Annotated in this window: 20 protein-coding genes and 1 pseudogene; 10 read left to right on the top strand and 11 right to left on the bottom strand. The window is 68.6% G+C overall.

The window, feature by feature from the left end:
* Positions 1 to 86 precede the first annotated feature (86 nt).
* Positions 87 to 1,055 carry a 4-hydroxy-3-methylbut-2-enyl diphosphate reductase gene (locus tag ACTWPT_RS16115; RefSeq protein WP_443178173.1) on the top strand — a complete coding sequence of 323 codons (969 nt, stop codon included), beginning with the start codon at positions 87 to 89 and terminating at the stop codon, positions 1,053 to 1,055.
* Positions 1,056 to 1,087: 32 nt separating this feature from the next.
* Here the strand turns inward: ACTWPT_RS16115 and ACTWPT_RS16110 are convergent, their stop codons facing one another.
* Together ACTWPT_RS16110 and rmuC are read right to left on the bottom strand one after the other, a co-directional pair.
* Positions 1,088 to 1,564, bottom strand: coding sequence for a DUF6542 domain-containing protein (locus ACTWPT_RS16110; protein WP_443178172.1), 477 nt, complete (start codon positions 1,562 to 1,564; stop codon positions 1,088 to 1,090).
* Between the two features lie 61 nt (positions 1,565 to 1,625).
* Entirely contained in the window at positions 1,626 to 2,891 is a 1,266-nt protein-coding gene (gene rmuC / locus ACTWPT_RS16105; protein ID WP_443178294.1) for a DNA recombination protein RmuC, read from the bottom strand.
* A gap of 70 nt (positions 2,892 to 2,961) precedes the next feature.
* Between rmuC and ychF the strand changes: the two genes are divergently transcribed.
* Positions 2,962 to 4,038, top strand: coding sequence for a redox-regulated ATPase YchF (gene ychF / locus ACTWPT_RS16100; protein WP_305920967.1), 1,077 nt, complete (start codon positions 2,962 to 2,964; stop codon positions 4,036 to 4,038).
* A 28-nt stretch (positions 4,039 to 4,066) separates the two neighbouring features.
* Here ychF and ACTWPT_RS16095 read toward each other — a convergent pair whose 3' ends face one another.
* Entirely contained in the window at positions 4,067 to 4,681 is a 615-nt protein-coding gene (locus ACTWPT_RS16095; RefSeq protein WP_443178171.1) for a site-specific integrase, read from the bottom strand.
* 915 nt (positions 4,682 to 5,596) lie between these two features.
* Here ACTWPT_RS16095 and ACTWPT_RS16090 point away from each other — a divergent pair.
* The 3 genes from ACTWPT_RS16090 to ACTWPT_RS16080 are packed head-to-tail and all read left to right on the top strand — an operon-like array spanning position 5,597 to position 6,953.
* Positions 5,597 to 5,914, top strand: coding sequence for an ArsR/SmtB family transcription factor (locus ACTWPT_RS16090; protein ID WP_443178170.1), 318 nt, complete (start codon positions 5,597 to 5,599; stop codon positions 5,912 to 5,914).
* Positions 5,911 to 6,366: an SRPBCC family protein gene (locus tag ACTWPT_RS16085; protein ID WP_443178169.1), complete on the top strand. Its 456-nt coding sequence runs from the start codon at positions 5,911 to 5,913 to the stop codon at positions 6,364 to 6,366. Before ACTWPT_RS16090 ends, ACTWPT_RS16085 begins: the two co-directional genes overlap by 4 nt.
* The gene (locus ACTWPT_RS16080; protein ID WP_443178168.1) at positions 6,363 to 6,953 is read left to right on the top strand and encodes a dihydrofolate reductase family protein; all 591 of its coding nucleotides are present in this window, start codon (positions 6,363 to 6,365) and stop codon (positions 6,951 to 6,953) included. The genes ACTWPT_RS16085 and ACTWPT_RS16080 overlap by 4 nt, the downstream gene beginning before the upstream one ends.
* 172 nt (positions 6,954 to 7,125) lie before the next feature.
* Here ACTWPT_RS16080 and ACTWPT_RS16075 read toward each other — a convergent pair whose 3' ends face one another.
* From ACTWPT_RS16075 to ACTWPT_RS16060, 4 genes and pseudogenes are all read right to left on the bottom strand, one after another.
* On the bottom strand, positions 7,126 to 7,317 hold the full coding sequence (locus tag ACTWPT_RS16075) for a hypothetical protein (RefSeq protein ID WP_443178293.1): 192 nt from the start codon (positions 7,315 to 7,317) through the stop codon (positions 7,126 to 7,128).
* Positions 7,305 to 7,403: pseudogene (locus ACTWPT_RS16070) on the bottom strand (hypothetical protein); the annotation flags it as partial. The gene ACTWPT_RS16075 and the pseudogene ACTWPT_RS16070, both read right to left, overlap by 13 nt.
* Before the next feature lie 158 nt (positions 7,404 to 7,561).
* A complete protein-coding gene (locus ACTWPT_RS16065; protein WP_443178167.1) occupies positions 7,562 to 8,092 on the bottom strand; it encodes a DUF4245 domain-containing protein in 531 nt (176 codons plus the stop codon).
* A gap of 11 nt (positions 8,093 to 8,103) precedes the next feature.
* Positions 8,104 to 8,712: a TetR/AcrR family transcriptional regulator gene (locus tag ACTWPT_RS16060; protein WP_443178166.1), complete on the bottom strand. Its 609-nt coding sequence runs from the start codon at positions 8,710 to 8,712 to the stop codon at positions 8,104 to 8,106.
* Positions 8,713 to 8,944: 232 nt separating this feature from the next.
* Between ACTWPT_RS16060 and glpX the strand changes: the two genes are divergently transcribed.
* The gene (gene glpX, locus ACTWPT_RS16055) at positions 8,945 to 9,973 is read left to right on the top strand and encodes a class II fructose-bisphosphatase (RefSeq protein WP_443178165.1); all 1,029 of its coding nucleotides are present in this window, start codon (positions 8,945 to 8,947) and stop codon (positions 9,971 to 9,973) included.
* Positions 9,974 to 10,344: 371 nt separating this feature from the next.
* On the opposite strand, the gene ACTWPT_RS16050 is transcribed toward glpX, so the two are convergent.
* Positions 10,345 to 10,995, bottom strand: a complete 651-nt coding sequence (locus ACTWPT_RS16050; RefSeq protein ID WP_443178164.1) for a DUF1707 SHOCT-like domain-containing protein — start codon at positions 10,993 to 10,995, stop codon at positions 10,345 to 10,347.
* A gap of 54 nt (positions 10,996 to 11,049) precedes the next feature.
* Complete coding sequence (locus ACTWPT_RS16045) at positions 11,050 to 11,295, bottom strand: TetR-like C-terminal domain-containing protein (protein WP_443178163.1); 246 nt, start codon at positions 11,293 to 11,295, stop codon at positions 11,050 to 11,052.
* Positions 11,296 to 11,371: 76 nt separating this feature from the next.
* On the opposite strand from ACTWPT_RS16045, the gene ACTWPT_RS16040 reads away from it, so the two are divergent.
* Positions 11,372 to 12,067, top strand: coding sequence for a DUF998 domain-containing protein (locus ACTWPT_RS16040; RefSeq protein ID WP_443178162.1), 696 nt, complete (start codon positions 11,372 to 11,374; stop codon positions 12,065 to 12,067).
* Between the two features lie 51 nt (positions 12,068 to 12,118).
* Here the strand turns inward: ACTWPT_RS16040 and ACTWPT_RS16035 are convergent, their stop codons facing one another.
* On the bottom strand, positions 12,119 to 12,715 hold the full coding sequence (locus ACTWPT_RS16035) for a TetR/AcrR family transcriptional regulator (RefSeq protein WP_443178161.1): 597 nt from the start codon (positions 12,713 to 12,715) through the stop codon (positions 12,119 to 12,121).
* Positions 12,716 to 12,808: 93 nt separating this feature from the next.
* On the opposite strand from ACTWPT_RS16035, the gene ACTWPT_RS16030 reads away from it, so the two are divergent.
* Positions 12,809 to 13,975, top strand: a complete 1,167-nt coding sequence (locus ACTWPT_RS16030) for an MFS transporter (RefSeq protein ID WP_443178160.1) — start codon at positions 12,809 to 12,811, stop codon at positions 13,973 to 13,975.
* Between the two features lie 14 nt (positions 13,976 to 13,989).
* Here ACTWPT_RS16030 and pdxR read toward each other — a convergent pair whose 3' ends face one another.
* Positions 13,990 to 15,390, bottom strand: coding sequence for a MocR-like pyridoxine biosynthesis transcription factor PdxR (pdxR, locus tag ACTWPT_RS16025; protein WP_443178159.1), 1,401 nt, complete (start codon positions 15,388 to 15,390; stop codon positions 13,990 to 13,992).
* Positions 15,391 to 15,458: 68 nt separating this feature from the next.
* Here pdxR and ACTWPT_RS16020 point away from each other — a divergent pair, with 68 nt between their 5' ends.
* Together ACTWPT_RS16020 and ACTWPT_RS16015 are read left to right on the top strand one after the other, a co-directional pair.
* Complete coding sequence (locus ACTWPT_RS16020; RefSeq protein WP_443178158.1) at positions 15,459 to 16,352, top strand: DMT family transporter; 894 nt, start codon at positions 15,459 to 15,461, stop codon at positions 16,350 to 16,352.
* A 59-nt stretch (positions 16,353 to 16,411) separates the two neighbouring features.
* A complete protein-coding gene (locus ACTWPT_RS16015; protein ID WP_443178157.1) occupies positions 16,412 to 17,692 on the top strand; it encodes an ATP-binding protein in 1,281 nt (426 codons plus the stop codon).
* The last annotated feature ends 45 nt before the right edge of the window (positions 17,693 to 17,737 follow it).

Below are 17,737 nucleotides of genomic sequence, written 5' to 3'. Positions count from 1 at the left end.
AGGTCTGTATGGGACGGCCAGTCTGGCAAACCGCGGGCGACCACGCACGCGCGGGCCTGATGGCCGCTCCACGTAGCATAGAAAGTATGGAGCCCCAGACCCTCACTTCCCGCCGAGTCCTCGTAGCCAAGCCACGGGGCTACTGTGCCGGAGTCGATCGAGCCGTGGTAGCGGTCGAGAAGGCTCTGGAGCAGTACGGCGCTCCGATCTACGTACGCAAGCAGATCGTCCACAACACCCACGTCGTCAAGACACTCGAGGCCAGGGGCGCCATCTTCGTCGAGGAGACCGAGGAGGTCCCCGAGGGCGCGATCGTGGTCTTCTCCGCCCATGGCGTCTCCCCGGCCGTGCACGCCGAGGCGAAGCACCGCAATCTGCGCACCATCGACGCCACCTGCCCGCTGGTCACCAAGGTGCACAACGAGGCGAAGCGGTTCGCGGGACAGGACTACGAGATCCTGCTGATCGGGCACGAAGGCCACGAGGAGGTCGAGGGCACCTCCGGCGAGGCCCCCGAGCACATCCAGCTCGTCGACGGACTCGACTCGGTCGACCGGGTGCAGGTGAAGGACCCGAGCAAGCTGATCTGGTTGTCGCAGACCACGCTGTCGGTCGACGAGACCACCGAGACCGTCACCAAGCTCAAGCAACGTTTCCCCAACCTCCTCGACCCGCCGAGCGACGACATCTGCTACGCCACCCAGAACCGGCAGATCGCGGTCAAGGAGATCGCCGCCGAGGCGCAGCTGGTGATCGTGGTGGGCTCGGAAAACTCCTCCAACTCCAAGCGCCTGGTCGAAGTGGCCAAGGACTACGGCGCCGACGCCTCCTACCTGGTCGACAACGCGGGCTTCATCCGCGACGAGTGGCTGGAGGGCGTCACCACGGTCGGCGTGACCAGCGGCGCCTCGGTCCCTGAAGAGCTGGTCGAGGAGGTGCTCGCGCACCTGGCCGAGCACGGGTTCGGCGACGTGACCGAGGTCGAGCCGGTGCAGGAGAGCATGCGCTTCGCCCTGCCGCACGAGCTGCGCAAGGACCTCAGGATCGTCTCCTAGTCCTCGTCGAACGGCTGATTCTCGCCGCGCGGCTAATCGTCGCCGCGCGGCGACCCGTAGACCTTGGGCTCGAAGTAGCCCTCGGGCTCGGGCACGAACGGCTGGCGCGGGCGCGGCACCTCCGCGCCCGCCTTCAGCTCCGCCCGCAGGTCGCGTACGTTGTCCCGCAGCCCACGCCGCCACGCCACGCCCAGCACGACGGCCGACCCGGCGAACAACCATGGGGCGCCCCGCGTCAGCGACGTGTAGAGGCCGAGCGCCAGCGACTGCACGATCGACACCGAGCCGAACGCCCGCCCGAGCTCGACGAACAGCGTGGCGCAGAAGAACACCAGCGGCGGCGTCACCACCAGCGACAGCAGCTCGCGCCGGTTGACCAGGAGCACCCCCAGCAGACTGGCCAGGACGAAGGCCGCGCCCACCACCTCCTGGACGTCGATCAGCGCCGCCACAACGTAGCCCGCCAGGGTGGCGACCAGGGCGAGCGCGATGGCGCCGCGAGCGGTCAACCTGACAGCCGAACGCCTGCCTTTCTCCCCCACTGGACCGCCCCCATTCCCTTGGCCCCGTTTACTGCGACCCGTGAGCCAACTTACCGTTCGAGCTGGAAAGTAGAGGCGACGTTTCGAGTAGTTCGGGGGATGACAGGGGTCTGGGGAGCCCCTCGAGCATCTCGGGAGAGTCGAGATCACCGTCCACGACGCCCAGATCGTGCAGCTTGCGCGCGGTGACCAGGACGCGGCTTTCGAGCGATCCGACCGACTTGTTGTACGCCTCCACGGCCCGGGTCAACGCCTTGCCCAGCGCATCGACGTTCCTGCCCAGCGACGACAGCCGGTCGTACAGCTCCTTGCCCAGCTCGAACACGGCTCGCGCGTTCTCACTCAGCGCGGCCTGCTGCCAGGCGTAGTGGGCGGTGCGCAGCATCGTGATCAGCGTCGTCGGCGTGGCGATGTGCACGCGCCGCACCATGGCGTACTCCAGCAGTCCGGGGTCGCGTTCGAGCGCCGGCGCCAGGAACGCCTCGCCGGGAATGAACAGCACCACGAACTCCGGCGACGGGTTGAACGCCTGCCAGTAGGCCTTGGCGGCCAGCCGGTCGATGTGCTCGCGCACGTGCCTGGCGTGCGCGTCGAGCCGGACCGTGGCCAGCGACTCGTCCGACGCCTCCGCGGCCTCCAGATAGGCCGCCAGCGAGACCTTGGAGTCGACCACGATGTTCTTGCCGCCCGCGAGCCGCACGACCATGTCGGGCCGCATGGAGCCCTCCGTGACCTGCTCGTCGAAGTCGCAGTGACGTTGCATGCCGGCGATCTCGGCGACCCTGCGCAGTTGCAGCTCACCCCACCGGCCGCGGGCCTCCGGCCGCTGGAGGGCCCGGACCAGGGCGGTGGTCTGGGAACGCAGCTGCTCGTGGCTCTGGCGCACGAACTCCATCTGCTTGGCCAGCTCCGCCCGCGCCGCGCGCTGGCCCGACTCGGTGTCGCGCAGCTGCGCCTCGACCCGCGCCAGCGCGTCCTTCAGCGGCTCGACCAGGTGCTCGACGGCCTGCTTGCGCTGCTCCAGATCGCCCGCGGCCTCCGCGCGGGTGGCCGCAAGCCTGGTCTCGGCCAGCTCAAGAAAACGCACGTTGTTGACGTCGAGCGCCCGCGTGGACAACGCCTGGAACCGCTCGGCCAGCTGCTCTTCGACGTAGACCAGCTTTTCCGCGGCGCTCTTGGCCCGCGCGTCCGCCTCGGCCACCCGCACAGCCGCCCGCATCCTGGCCACCAGGAACCCGATGAGCAACCCGACGGCCAGACCGATGAGAACCGAGACCACGTCCACTCCATCGATGATTGCAGGACTTGGGCACGCCGTTCCCGCCCGACACGCTCCTTACGCTGAGCACGTAAACTTGGGGTCCGTGAGTCTCTCTATAGGCATCGTCGGCCTGCCCAACGTCGGTAAGTCCACGCTGTTCAACGCGCTGACCAAGACCGGCAACGCCCTCGCCGCGAACTACCCGTTCGCCACCATCGAGCCCAACGTGGGCATCGTGGGCGTGCCCGACGACCGCCTGCCCGTGCTGGCCGGGATCTTCGGCTCGGCCCGCATCCTGCCCGCGAAGGTCGAGTTCGTCGACATCGCGGGCCTGGTCAAGGGGGCGTCGGAGGGGCAGGGCAGGGGCAACCAGTTCCTCTCCAACATCCGCGACACGGACGCGATCTGCCAGGTCATCCGGGTCTTCACCGACCCCGACGTGACGCACGTGGACGGCGAGATCTCCCCCAAGCGCGACATCGAGACCATCAACTTCGAGCTGGTCATGGCCGACCTGCAGACGGTCGAGAAGGCCATCCCGCGCCTGCAGAAGGAGGCCCGCACCGTCAAGGACAAGAAGCCGGCGCTGGAGGCCGCCGAGGCCGCCAAGGCGGTCCTGGAGACCGGCAAGACCATCTTCGAGAGCGGCCTGGAGCGCGAGGAGCTGCGCGAGCTGCACCTGATGACGGCCAAGCCGTTCCTGTACGTGTTCAACCTCGACGCCGACGAGCTGACCGACACCGCGCTCAGGGAGCAGCTGTCGGCGCTGGTCGCCCCGGCCGAGGCGGTCTTCCTCGACGCCAAGATCGAGTCCGAGCTGGTCGAGCTCGACGAGGAGGAGGCGCTCGAGCTGCTGCAGTCGGTCGGCCAGGAGGAGTCCGGGCTGCGCCAGCTGGCCAGGGTCGGCTTCGAGACGCTCGGCCTGCAGACGTACCTGACGGCCGGGCCGAAGGAGACGCGGGCCTGGACGATCCGCAAGGGCGCCACCGCGCCCGAGGCGGCCGGCGTGATCCACACCGACTTCCAGCGCGGCTTCATCAAGGCCGAGATCGTCTCCTTCGACGACCTGGTCGAGGTCGGCTCGATCGCCAACGCCCGCGCCGCAGGCAAGGCCCGCGTCGAAGGCAAGGACTACGTGATGCGCGACGGCGACGTGGTGGAGTTCCGCTTCAACGTCTGAGCGAGGTATGGATACGCAGGTCAGAGGGTTATCCACCCTCTGCAGTCCGCATCGAGTCCGCAGATTCTTGCGAGAGCGTTTCGGAGAGCAGGGCCGCCGCAGCGTTGCGGGTGCGATCTTCGGCGGTCGGCCATAGGTGCGAGTAGGTGTTCAGGGTCGTGGTGGCCTTGGAGTGGCCCAGGGCTCTCTGAACGGTCACCACGTCGCACCCCGACGCGATAAGGCCCGAGGCGTAGAAATGCCTGAGGTCGTGGAGCTTGAGCCCTTGATCCCGGCCACCTTCAGGGTCTGCCGCCACCAGTAGCCCACGGTGTTCTGGTGCGGCGGGTTGTCCGTCTTCCCCCTCGAACAACCAGCGGCCCAGATCACCGCCAGGGCGGAAGTCCTCGATGTGTTTGGCGAGGATCTTGACGAGGCCGTCAGCCAGGTACACCGTGCGCTCGCTGCCGTACTTGGGCGGGCGGATCTCCACCCCGCCCCCACGCTCCCGCTGCACCTGCCGAGCGACTTCCAGCGTGCGGCCGAGGAAATTGATGTCGCTCACCTTGAGAGCCGCAGCCTCACCAAGCCGGAGCCCGGCGAAGGCCGCCAGCGCGATGAAGGCGCGGAACTTCGGCTCTGCCGAGGTGAGCAGGGCCCCCACCTCCTGGTGGTCGGCAGCCGCATGGCGCTCGCGGCCCGCCGTCCACGGGGAAGGGTCACGCCCTCGGCCGGGTCGGAGGCGATCACGCGGTCCCGGACGGCGGCGCGAAGCACGGCCCGGACGTTGTTGAACCTGGTCTTGATCGTGCTTTGACGGGGTTGTGAGACGTGTTTTGAACAAGACCGCGTGTGGTGATCCTGCGGAAACGCAAAGATCATTGACGTCTCATTAACGATGGTTTTTATACAAGATCGCGAAGAGGTGAGCACTCGCGGGCACGCGCTCCACGCAATTGCGATTCTCGCCGCCCCGCATGCTTTCGCGTGCCCTTGCCTCGCATCCAGGAAACGCGCCATGCCCACCGTTCGCGTGCGTGAAGATCTGATTGGCCTCGTACCAGCGCCTGCCGGACCAGGACAGCGGCAACTTCCGGCCCAGCCCCCACCATCGCCCCGTAGCCGTCCTTGTGGGGCGGCCCACGGAAGAGAACTTTCACCTAGGCCCGGAGGAACCAAAATGGTTTTCACATCTTTCGGCACCTCCGGCGATGATCAGCGCCGCCGCCCACAGTGCGGCCCGGTGGAACGCCTGATCGAGCATGAACCGGCCGCTGCCGACCGTCTTGTTGTCGTCGTGCCCCTCTCTGGGGCGGTTACGCCGGCGACGTGTCTGGCGCAGGCGAGTTGCCCCGCGCTGCTGCTCTCCACGTTCTCCCTTCGTCTCCGCCTGACGGTCGGCCTGCACCCAGTTTGTCGTTGCTTAGTTGCCGTGTCCTGATTGGGTTCGTGCGACCAAGATCCTCTGATCTAGTCTCATGAATTTCCGGTTGATGGCCTCCACGATCCTCAACCAATAGGTTGAACGTCGGCTCGCTGGTCTGCTAACGTCAACCATGTGGTTGAGGATTCGAGTGGTATGGACACGGTGTTCCACGCTCTCGCGCACGAGGCTCGGCGGGCCATGTTGCGGCGGCTGGCCGAGCGGGAGCGGACGGTCGGGGAACTCGCCGAGCCCTTGGCGATGTCCTTGGCGGCCGCGTCCAAGCATGTGCAGGTGTTGGAACGCGCCGGCCTGGTACGCCGCACCGTCGTCGGCCGGCGGCACGTGTGCCGGCTGGAGTCCGGACCCCTTGAATCAGCCACGGTTTGGCTGGCCTTCTACCAGCAGCACTGGACGCAGCGGCTCGACGCCCTCGACACGGTGCTGCACGACGATGCGGAGGAACAACGGTGACCACCGACGTACAGCTGGAGCGCACCTTCGACGCGGCTCCGGAGCGAATCTATCGAGCATGGCTGGAACCGCGGCTACTGCAACGCTGGATGGCTCCCGGCGAGATCACGACGACGCGAGTCGAGGTGGACGAGCAGGTGGGCGGCCGGTATCGGATCTGGCACGCCCAGGACGGGGCCGATGCCGGCGGCTTCGATTGTGAGCTAGTCGAACTAGTGCCGAACGAACGGATCACATGGCGGTGGGGCTTCGTCGGTCCACAGCGCCAGGACGGCCCGCGCTTCGACTCCCAGCTGACTGTCACCCTGCGCCCGGCCGCCGACGGCGGCACCCTGCTCACCCTGCTACACACTCGTCTCGACTCGCTCGCCACGGATCTACCCCAGGTCGCCGGCAACATCGAGACCGGCTGGAAGTCAGCGTTCGACAAGCTCGCCGGGCTCAGCGCATGACCCGGCGCGTGGTCGCATACGAATGGATCAGCCTCGACGGGGTGGTCCAGGCGCCCAGCGCTCCGGACGAGGACCGCGACGGCGGCTTCCCTCACGGTGGCTGGCATCTGCGCTACTTCGACGACCTCTCCCGTCAATGGGTCATCGAAGGGCTGCAACGCGCCGGCGCCTTCCTGTTCGGCCGGCGCACCTACGACAACTTCGCTGCGCACTGGCCGCACGTCACCGGACCCGAGTCCGTCCTCGCCGAACCGCTGAACCACAAAACCAAATACGTCGCTTCCCGAACCCTCACTGAACCCCTGACATGGAAGCGCGCCGAACTACTCGGGGAGGACGCGGTCGTTGCCGTCGCCGCTCTCAAGGAAACCGACGGCGATGACCTACATCTGATCGGCAGCGCCGCACTCGCCCAATCTCTCATCACGCACGACCTGGTAGACGAACTCCAGCTAATGGTGGACCCGGTGCGGCTCGGCAGCGGCAAACGCCTCTTCCCCGACGATGGCAATCTCAGAACCTTCTCGCTAACCGGCAGCCAGACAACTACAACGGGGGCACTGCTACTCAGCTATCGCAGCAGTTGACCACGTGAACCTGGCATCACGACCGAATGACCACTTCTCCCTCTGGGCGGCGCCACCCAAGGTCACGTGCACGGATCTGCCGCGATCAGGGCGTCGATCTTGCTGCTGGTCTACCGGTAGCCGATATGTGGACGCCTCACAGGTCCGACAGTTCCGGCGCCCGGTCACACCCTCAGGGCGGATCAATGTGGAGCTGCGCCCGCCGACGGACAGAGCTGGCGCCGATCACAGAGCCTGCCGGGATGTCGGCCAGCGGAGTGCCGTCGCGGGTGAGGAGCACGTCGTGCACGTCCTCGCGCTCAAGGTAGGCGCCGAACGCGAGCCCCGGCGGTAGGGGACGTCGCCGGGCACATCCTTCATGCAGTGGACGGTGATATCGACTTGCCCCGCCATGAGGGCGCGGTCGATCTCCTTGGTCGTGATCTTGTGATCGTGAGATTCGGTCCGCACTCAGCCCGCAGAACGTCCGCGAACCCCCAACTCTCACCAACGCGACCCAACGATGAAAGCGCAGGTCAGCGAACTATCCTGATGATCTTTGCAGGTCATACCCCTATCCCAGACGTTCCGCTTCAACGTCTGAGCGCGTTTATCCCGCGCCTCTGCTCTTATCCCTTGGGGCGCTGCTGCAGGAGGGACGCCAGCTGGGCCAGCTCCGGCCAGTCCGCCGTGCCGGTGATCACCAGGGTCACATCGGGCAGGAAGCGGACCAACGTGCGCTGCTTCTTGTCCTCGCGATAACGCTGTTCCCACGCGACTCCGCCGACCTGCTGCGTGCCGACGACCTTGTCGGAGTTGGCCATGCGGCTGGCGAACCCGGCGGCAGGCTGCTCGTTGCTCTGCACGAACATCGCGTGCTCGCGCTTGGCCGTGGCAAAGCCGAGGTAGAGGACCTGGGCGCCGTTCTCGCCCTTGGCGACCCTGTTGCTGTTGGGCACCCAGTCCTGCAGGTCCTGCCGCGGAGCCCACACCGCGTACGGCACCGAGTGGCCGAAGTTGGCGACGGTGATCGAGTAGTCGCGCCGCGGGATGTGCTCCTCGCGGCCCTGCGGGGCGATCAGCAGGAACAACCCTGCGCCCGCGAGGCAGACGAAGAGCGCTACCGCGTAGCCGTAGAAACCTTCGGTGAACCGTCGCACAGTTGGCGAGGTTACCCGCTGGAGGAGGCGGTAGCGGACGCGGCCGGGCGGATCTGCCCGATGATGGCGAGGACCTCCTCGGCCAGGCCGCGGTCGCCGGTGCGCACGACCTCGGAGACGGCCGCGGCCAGCGCGCCGGTGATCACCACGACCAGCGCGGGCTGGTCCTCGAACAACGCCGCGTTGCGCTGCGCCCACATGCGCAGCCGGTCGCGCATGACCACGTCGAAGCCGGGCGGGCCGTCGCCGCGCAGGAACAGCGCGGCCAGCTCGCGCTCCTCCAGGCAGCCGTCGAGGTAGGCGCGGGCGGCGCTGAGGAACACCCGCATGGGGTCGCTCTCGCCGTCGGCGCGAGCCCCCCTGGCCGCCTGCTTGGTCCGCTGCGTCTGCCTGGCCTGCCACTCCTCGAACAACGTGAGGTAGAGGTCGGCCTTGCCGGAGAAGTGGTGGTAGAGGCTGCCCACGCTGGCGTCGGCCCGCGCCACCACGTCGGTCACGCCCGCCTCGGCGAAACCTTTGGAGACGAAGATCTCCCGCGCGGCGGCGAGCAGCGAGGTACGCGTCGCCGCGCCCCGCTCGGACGTACGCGGCTGAGTCACCACATGTTCCACATCGCTCATTCGCCCTCCTCCACGGCGCGGCGCCATGCTCCATGGTGAAGGCAAGATCCCTGACGCGCACAGGGTATGGCGCAAAATCCGTTCGCAAGTCGAGCTTACCGATGCTCCTGCGGCTTGCCGCAGGCACAGGACCAACTGGACCAGGCAGATTGTCCTCTTTTAGCTATCCACCTCTGAGCCGGGAAGAGAAGGGCAACTACGATCGAGAGAGTTGTCTGCGAGGAGGCCAATGATGTCCGATTCCGTACCGCCCGCGCTCGCGACCAGCGAGCACGCCCCCGATCGAAACCTGGCATTGGAGCTCGTCCGCGTCACCGAGGCGGCCGCGATGGCCGCGGCCCGCTGGGTCGGCCGCGGTGACAAGAACGGCGCCGACGGCGCGGCGGTGAACGCCATGCGCCAGCTGATCAGCACGGTCTCGATGAACGGCGTGGTGGTCATCGGCGAGGGCGAGAAGGACCACGCCCCGATGTTGTACAACGGCGAGCACGTGGGCGACGGCAGCGGCCCGGACTGCGACGTGGCCGTGGACCCCATCGACGGCACCCGGCTGACCGCGCTCGGCATGCCCGACGCCGTGTCGGTGATCGCGGTCAGCGAGCGCGGCTCGATGTACGACCCCTCGGCCGTGTTCTACATGGAGAAGCTGGTCACCGGCCCCGAGGCGGCCGACGTGGTCGACATCGAGGCCCCCGTGTCGGCCAACATCAACGCGGTCGCCAGGGCCAAGCACTGCTCACCGTCCGACGTGACGGTGGTCGTGCTCGACCGCCCCAGGCACGAGCGGCTGGTCAAGGAGATCAGGGAGACGGGCGCGCGCATCAAGTTCATCACCGACGGTGACGTGGCCGGCGCGATCATGGCGGCCCGTACGGGCACCGGCATCGATCTGATGCTGGGCATCGGCGGCACGCCTGAGGGCATCGTGGCCGCGTGCGCGCTCAAGTGCCTCGGCGGGGTGATCCAGGGCAAGCTCTGGCCTCGCGACGACGCCGAGCGCGGCAAGGCGCTCGACGCGGGACACGACCTCAGCCAGGTGCTCACCACCAGCGACCTGGTCAGCTCCGACGACGTGTTCTTCGCGGCGACCGGCATCACGCACGGCGAGCTCATGCAGGGTGTACGGTTCCGCGCCGGCTCCGCGGTGACGGAGTCTCTGGTGATGCGCGGCCGTTCGGGCACCATCCGCAAGATCGAGAGCGAGCACCAGCTCTGGAAGCTGCGCGCGTACAGCGCGATCAACTTCGACACGGCGGGCTGAGGCCCAGGGAGCGGCCGCCTCACGGAGCGAGGCCATGGACCCGCGAGGGAGTGCCGTCGCCTGGAGGAGCGGCGGGAGCGTAGCGACCAGAGCGGGGGAAGGCGGCGGCATATGGCGACCGAGCCACCGAACGGAGTGAGGCCATGGACCCGCGAGGGAGTGCCGTCGCCTGGAGGAGCGGCGGGAGCGAAGCGACCAGAGCGGGGGAAGGCGGCGGCATATGGCGATCGAGCCGCCTCACGGAGTGAGGCCATGGACCCGCGAGGGAGTGCCGTCGCCTGGAGGAGCGGCGGGAGCGAAGCGACCAGAGCGGGGGAAGGCGGCGGCATATGGCGATCGAGCCGCCTCACGGAGTGAGGCCATGAACACCGTCAGCGGCGGCGCTTGCGGCGGGGCGGCTCCTTGACCTTGACGTCACCGGCGAAGTTCGTGGTGCGGACCTCGACCACGGGCGCGCCCGGCTCGGTCGGCTGCTTGGTGAGGCGGACCGTCCGGCCTTTGGCGACCCTGATCACCTCGAGGTCCTCGGGCACGTGGATCTCCAGCCCGCCGAAGACGAGCGTGGCGTTGATGATGACGCGCCGGTTCTGCAGGATCGCGTCGCGCAGGTCCAGCTTGGTGGTGCCGAACATGGCCGTCACCGTGAGCTCGGCGGGCACCACCCAGCGCCCGCCCCGCTGCTCCTGTTTAAAGATGGCCGACACGGGCCGGCCGTCCAGGTTGAGCGGCTGCTGGTCGGCGGGCAGGAGGTCGCCGGTGAGCTGCGCCAGCTCCCCCAGCGTGCGCGCGGAGTAGAGCACGCCGAGCCGCTCCTCCAGCTCCTCCAGAGTGAGCCGGCCGTCGGCGTGCGCGTCCTGGAGCACCTGCGCGATGCGTTCGCGGTCGGCGTCGGAGGCACGTAGCTCGTGCGGCGGCGGCACGTCGCCCGCGGCGGGCGGGCGACGGGCGGAGACGAACTCCTCGGCCAGCCGCTCTCCGACTTCCTGCAGCTTCGGCAACCAGGATCCCGCGCGTTCGTTCACACATATGACGATATCTGGCGCCCGCACGATTCGCTCGTCCCGAAGCGGCCACTCCTAACGGATTCGCGCCAGCAGCCCGGCGATCTCCTCCGCCAGGTCGTCGTTCACCTCGGCGTGGCGGTTGAGCAGGCGGTACCACATGGCGCCGAAGGCGAGATCGACGGCCAGCTCCAAGTCCACGCCGTCGGGCAGGGCCCCGCGTTCGAGCACCGAGCGCAGGGCACGCCGGCACGGCATGATGATCTTGGAACGCAGCTCGGCGGCCAGGGAGCGGCTGCGCGAGCTGAGCAACGACCTCATCCGGCGCGCACTCTCATGAAATTTTTGGAATCACCACGCACACTCTTCCCGTTGATCCAGACAAAGGGAGGTGCGCGTGCATCAACCGGCACGATGGGGACTCGGTGCGGCAGGCGTGGGCGTCACGGTGATCCTGGGCCTCGAGTTGACGAGCCTCGACGAGGTGAACCCGATCAGGCGGACCATCAGCGAGCACGGCCTCGGCCCTGACGGCTGGATCTTCGGGCTCGCAGTGGGCCTGCTGGCGGCCGGGTCGGTGGCCATCGGGGTGTCGCTGGCACGCAAGAAGCTCGCCGGCGTCTTCGGCACCGTCGCGCTCATGGGGTGGAGCGTGGGGTTGTTCATGACGGCCTGGTTCGAGAAGCACGATTGGTCGGTCGGGCCGAGCACGAGCGGCAGCATCCATCGCGTGGGCAGCATCATCGCGTTCGTGTGCCTGCCGCTGGCCGTCATGATCATTGCCCGCCCGTGGCGGCATCGGGAGCGATCGAAGGCCACGCTGGTGGCGTTCGGGCTCGGGATCTGCTCGGTGTTGTGGGTCGTGTTCATCGGCACGATGATCGTGATCGCCGGGCAGACCGGGATGGCGTGGTGGCGCGTCATGCCGCTCGGGCTGGTGGAGCGCGGCCTCGCGGTCACGGAGGTCGCCGCGTTGCTCGCCCTGGGAGTATGGGCGGCGGCAGCCGGGCGACTGGCCGGGGAAGGGCAGACGGTCGAGAAGGCCGACGAGATGGTCACGGCGGTGGGCAAGCCAGGCGTGGCAGGACGATGAGGTCGTCAGGCGGGTGGGCGACCCCCCAGGTGTAGCCGGACGATGAGGTCGTCAGGCCGGTGGGCGATTCGCTGGGCGTAGCAGGGCGATGAGGTCGTCCACGTAGCCTCGGAAGACGGCCGCCATGTCCACCCGGTCCGGGTCGATCAGCCACTGCGTCTGGAGGCCGTCCATCATCGCGATCAGCCGGTCGGCGTGCGCCTCGGCGTCGAGGTCGGCCCGGAATTCGCCGCGCTCCACGCCCCGGCGCAGCGCCCCCGCCATGTCCGCGCGCAGCCGGCGGTAGCGCCGCCTGGCCCACTCGTGCCCGGGGTGGTCCGGCGTCACGGCCTCGCCGCTGATCACGGAGAACAGCTGCACCAGCCCGGGCACCCGCGCATTGTGCTCCACGACGCCGACCAGGGCGCGCAACGCGTCGATCCCGCCGGCCGAGGCCAGGTCGACCTTGCTCAAATCCAACTGGTCCCGGTAGTCCAGCACCGCGACGAGCAGTCGTTCCTTGCTCTTGAAGTGATGCAGCAGCCCCGCCTGGGAGAGCTCCACGCGCTCGGCGATGCGGGCCAGAGACGCCCCTCGATAGCCGTTCTCGGCGAACTCCAGCAGCGCGACGGCCAGGATGCGGTCCCTGCGCGCCTCTCCCCGTTTCACCCGGGCACCCTATCTCCTGCTGGCGCTGCGGCCTGGCCTGCCGCTAACCTGACCCCGCCTCACGTTTGATCTCCCCCCAATCAGGAGGCCGCCGTGCCGTCCCCACGTGATCGCCAGGCCCGCCTCGCCACGTACGTCGTCTACGCCGTGCAAGGCCTGTCCTTCGCCTCGCTGCTCATCCAGGTCGCCAACCTGCAGGCCAAACACGGGCTGGACGAGGGCACACTGACGGTGCTGCTGCTGATCGTGCCCGTGTTCGCGGGCGTCGGCAGCGTGGCGGCCGGCGCGTTCGCCGCCCGGCTGGGCAGCAAGCTGCTGCTGCGCATCGCCCAGCCGGTGGTCGCCGTGGCCGTGGCGCTGGCCGGGCTGGCGCCGAACGTGCCGCTGCTGGTGCCGGTGCTGCTGGTGTTCGGGGTGGCGGTGGGCGCTGTGGACGCGGGCATGAACATGCAGGGCGTCGCGGTCGAGCGCAGGTACGGCATGCAGGTGCTGAACGGCTTCCACTGCATGTGGAGTGTGTTCAGCCTGGCCGGGGCGCTGTGGGCGTCGGTAGCCGCGGGCCTGCCGCTGCCGGTCGTCATGGCGGTCCCCATGGTCGTCGCGGTGGCCGGCTCGCTCTACGCCGGCCCGGGCCTGTGCACGATCGAGGAGGAGAAGGTCGAGAGCACGTCCGTCCAGGCCGGGGGCGGGTCCCCGTGGCGGCCGATCCTCCCGCTCTGCCTGGCCATGGCGTTCCTGTACATCGGCGACGCCGCGGTCTCCAACTTCAACACCCTGTTCATGAAGGACGTCCTGGCGGCGGGGCCGCAAGTGATCCCACTGGCCTACGCGGCGTACCAGGCCACGACGCTGGTCGTCCGGCTCGGCGGTGACGTCGCGGTCAGGAGGTACGGCCCCGCCGCCATCGTCAGGATCGGCGGCGTGATCGCCACGCTCGGTTTCCTTGGTGTCGTGCTCGCCCCGAACCAGCCGCTCGGCATCGTCGCGTTCGGTCTCACTGGGATGGGGCTCGCGGTGGTGGCGCCGCAGTCGTTCTCGGCGGCGGGCAAGCTCGACCCGGCCGGGACCGGGGTGGCCATCGCCCGGGTGAACCTCTTCAACTACGTCGGCTTCATCGTGGGCGCGGCGCTGGTGGGCGGCATCGCCGACGCCGCGGACATGCGGGTGGCGTTCGTCGCGCCGCTGGTGCTGGCTGCCGCCATCATCGCACTGGCGCCCGGCTTCCAGCCGAAGCAGGCGGCGGAGCCCACCTCCGCCTAGCCGGCCCGGACCGGTCACACTGACATTCTGCCCTTTATCTCCCGTACGGCCTCGGCGGCCTTGTGCGCCGGGAGTCGCGCGAACCCCACCACCACGGCCGGCGGCCCCGGCGCCTCCCGCATCGGCGCCACCGGCTCGGCGGACACGCCGACGGTGTGCGCGATGCGCGCCACCTCGTGCTCGTTCCACCCATCGGGCAGCTCCACGTACGCGTGCAGGCCCGCTTCTATGCCCTTGACCTGGACCTCGGGCAGCTCCGCCGACAGCGCCGCGACCAGGGCGTCCCTGCGGCGACGGTATTCCCTGCGCATCCGCCTCAGGTGCTTGTCATAGCCGCCGGTACGCAGGAAATGGGCCAGCGCGTACTGCTCGATGACCGGCGAGCCCAGGTCCAGCTCGCCCCGGGCCCGCCGGATCGCCTCGGCCAGCTCGGGAGGCGCCGCCACCCAGCCCATGCGCAGCCCCGGAGCCAGCGCCTTGCTGACGCTGCCGGAGAGGATCACCCGGTCCGGGGCCAGGCCCTGCAGGCAGCCGACGGGGTCGCGGTCGAAGCGGAACTCGGCGTCGTAGTCGTCCTCCAGGATCACGCGATTGCCCGCGAACACCCACTCCATGAGGGCGGCGCGGCGGGAAGGCGACAGGACCACGCCTGTCGGGAACTGGTGCGCCGGCGTGACCAGGACCGCATCCCCGCTCAGCCGCCGCGTGTCCAGGCCCTCCTCGTCCACGGGCACCGGCACCAGGTGAGCGCCCGCCCGCCTGAGCAGCGGGACCTGGCGGTGGCTGGTGGGGTCCTCGACGGCCAGGCGCAGCGCGCGGTGCTGGGACAACACGTGCAGCACCAGGCTGAGGCCCTGGGCCACGCCGCCGACGATGACGAGGTTCTCCGGGCGCACGTCGGCCGCCCTGACTCTCCTGAGGTATCCGGCCAGCTCCTCACGCAGCTCGGGCACGCCGCCGGGGTCCCCGTAGTCGAGTGCGTCGGACGGCACAGTGGCCAGGACGTGCCGTACCGCCGCCAGCCAGCGCTCCCTGGGGAAGTGGCCGAGGTCGGGCGAGGTGGGGCGGTGTCCGTAGTAGGGGCTGCCCGCCCCGGCCCATAGCGTGCTGCGCACCGGCTTGGCGCGCAGTGGCGCGGCCCGTGGCGATCCGCGGAGGGTCCCCACGGAGTTCTTGGGAGTGACCTGGGTGCCGACGCCCACCCTGGAGACCAGGAACCCCTCGGCGACGAGCTGCTCGTACGCCTCCACCACCACGCCCCTGGAGACCTGGAGGTCGGTGGCGAGGTCGCGGGTGGCGGGCAGGCGGGTGCCCGGGGTCAGCCGGCCGCCACGGATCGAGTCGCGCAGCTCGGACGCGATCTGCCCAGCTATGCCCCCCTTATCGCGATTTATCTGTATATGGAGGTCAGCCATATTGGTCCTGTCTTCCGGCCGGACATTGGACTGTTTGTGCGAACCATTGTCTCTTTAGCATCCTTCACATGAGAAACGGCACACTTGGCGCCGCCTCGGCCATGTTCCTCGTGGGGACGCTGGCCGGGGTGTCGGGACTCGTCGACGCGTATCCCATATACGGCGGACAGGCAGTTCGGTATCTCGTCGCGGCCGTCATCCTTGTCCTCATAACGCGAGTTCTCGGCCTACGGTTCGTACGGCTGACGCTGCGTGAGAGCCTCTGCCTCGGCGGGCTCACTCTGCTGGGTCTGGTGCTCTTCAACGTGTGCGTGATCGAGTCGACGCGTGCCTCGGGCCCGGCCCTGGTCGGGACCATCCTCGGCACCGTGCCGCTGTGGCTGGCGCTTGCCGGTGGGCGGCCGGTGCCCCGGTTGCTCTTCGGGGCAGGCGTGGTGGTCGCAGGGGCGACGCTGGCCACAGGACTCGGCAGCGGCAACCTGACCAGCCTGCTGTGGGCGCTGGGCGCGCTGGTGGGCGAGGTGAGCTTCTCACTGCTGGCCATCCCGCTGCTGCCGAAGCTGGGGGCGATCAGGGTGTCGGCCTACTCGACGGCGCTCGCCGTGCCGATGCTCATGGTGGTCGGACTGGCCGATGAGGGCACGAGCATGTTCAGGCAGCCGACCTGGGCCGAGATACTCGGATTCGGCTATCTGTCGCTCGTGATCACGGTGGTGGCGTTCTTTCTGTGGTACGACGCGCTCCCCAAGCTGGGGCCGGGGCTTGCGGGTTTGTTCGCCGGGCTCATCCCGGTGGGCGCGATCGTCACGGGAGTGGTGCTCGGGGTCGCCATGCCGTCTGCGTACGACCTGCTGGGGGCGGGACTGGTGATCGCGGGCATCCTGGTGGGCCTCACCGCCGGCGGGCCATCTGCCGGCAAGGGTGCGGAGGCCCGCACCGAACGTCTGGCACAGACGTTGTAGCGGGAACATCGACGATTCCACCGCGATTGTTCGGCCTCCTATCGCTCTATCTATAATAGGTGGAGTTATCCAAGGGGAGGTGGGCGTGGACTCTGGCCCGCCACCGCCGCCAGCCCACCCCCTTCCGTTTCACCGGCTGGAACGAAGCTGTCACCGAGCTGATGCGCCTGGCGGACCACGGCCAGCCGGTCACCGTGGTGATCGATGAGTTCCCCTTCCTTGCCAAGGCATCCCCCTCGCTTCCCTCCGTCATCCAGCGCGCTCTGGACCCCACCGCACAGCACACCAACACCCCGGTGCGGCTCCTGCTGTGCGGCTCCGCTGTGTCCTTCATGAGCCGTCTACTCTCCGCTAGCGCGCCACTGCGCGGACGCGCCGGGCTCGAGCTGCTTGTACCCACACTGGACTTCCGGCTCGCCGCGGAATTCTGGGAGATCACCGACCCGCGCACTGCCCTGCTCACCCACGCGATCGTCGGCGGCACCCCTGCCTATCGCCAGGAGTTCACCCACGGCGACGTCCCTGCCGGCCCCGACGACTTCGACGCCTGGGTGGCCCGCGCTGTCCTCAACCCTGCCCGACCGCTCTTCCGCGAGGGCCGCTACCTCCTGGCCGAGGAGCCCGAACTTCACGACACCGCCCTTTATCACTCGGTGCTCGCTGCCATCGCCCACGGCAATAGCTCCCGTGGCGGCATCGCCGACTACCTCGGCCGCAAGTCGACCGACCTTGCCCATCCGCTCAGCGTTCTCCAGGACGTCGGCATGATCACCCACGAGACCGATGCCTTCCGCCGCAACCGCTCCAAATACCGCATCGCCGAACCCCTGGTGACCTTCTACCACTCCGTCATGCGCCCCTACTGGGGCGACCTGGAACGCCCTGGCCGCGCCCCGGCGGTCTGGCACCGTACCCAAAGCACCTTCCACAGCAAGGTCCTCGGCCCTCACTTCGAACAGGTCTGCCGTGACTGGACGCGCTGGCACGCTGCCTTCGAAACGCTGGGTGGCCGCCCCAGTCGCGTCGCCTCCGGTACGGTGAACGATCCGGCCGGCCGCACCAACCACGAAATCGACGTGGCCGTTCACGGAATGGACGAGCAGGGCCGCGAAGGTCTGCTCGCGATCGGCGAGGCGAAGTGGAACGACACCATGGGATCAGGCCATGTCGAACGCCTGGAACACATCCGCTCCTTGCTCGCCACCCAGGGCAAAGCCACCGAGGCCACCCGCCTGGTGTGCTTCAGCGGCAACGGCTTCACCGATGACCTGCGCCACCGCGCCACTGGTGACCCGTCACTCCAACTGGTCGAGCCCTGGCGGCTCTACCACGGCACATGACGCCACCGCGCGAACCCCGGCCGATCGCCGGCGAAGGCCTCGGTC

Source organism: Nonomuraea sp. 3N208 (assembly GCF_052245935.1).
Lineage (GTDB): Bacteria > Actinomycetota > Actinomycetes > Streptosporangiales > Streptosporangiaceae > Nonomuraea.
The sequence above is the reverse complement of the archived record's forward strand: the minus strand, read 5'-3'. Positions and strand labels throughout refer to the sequence as shown.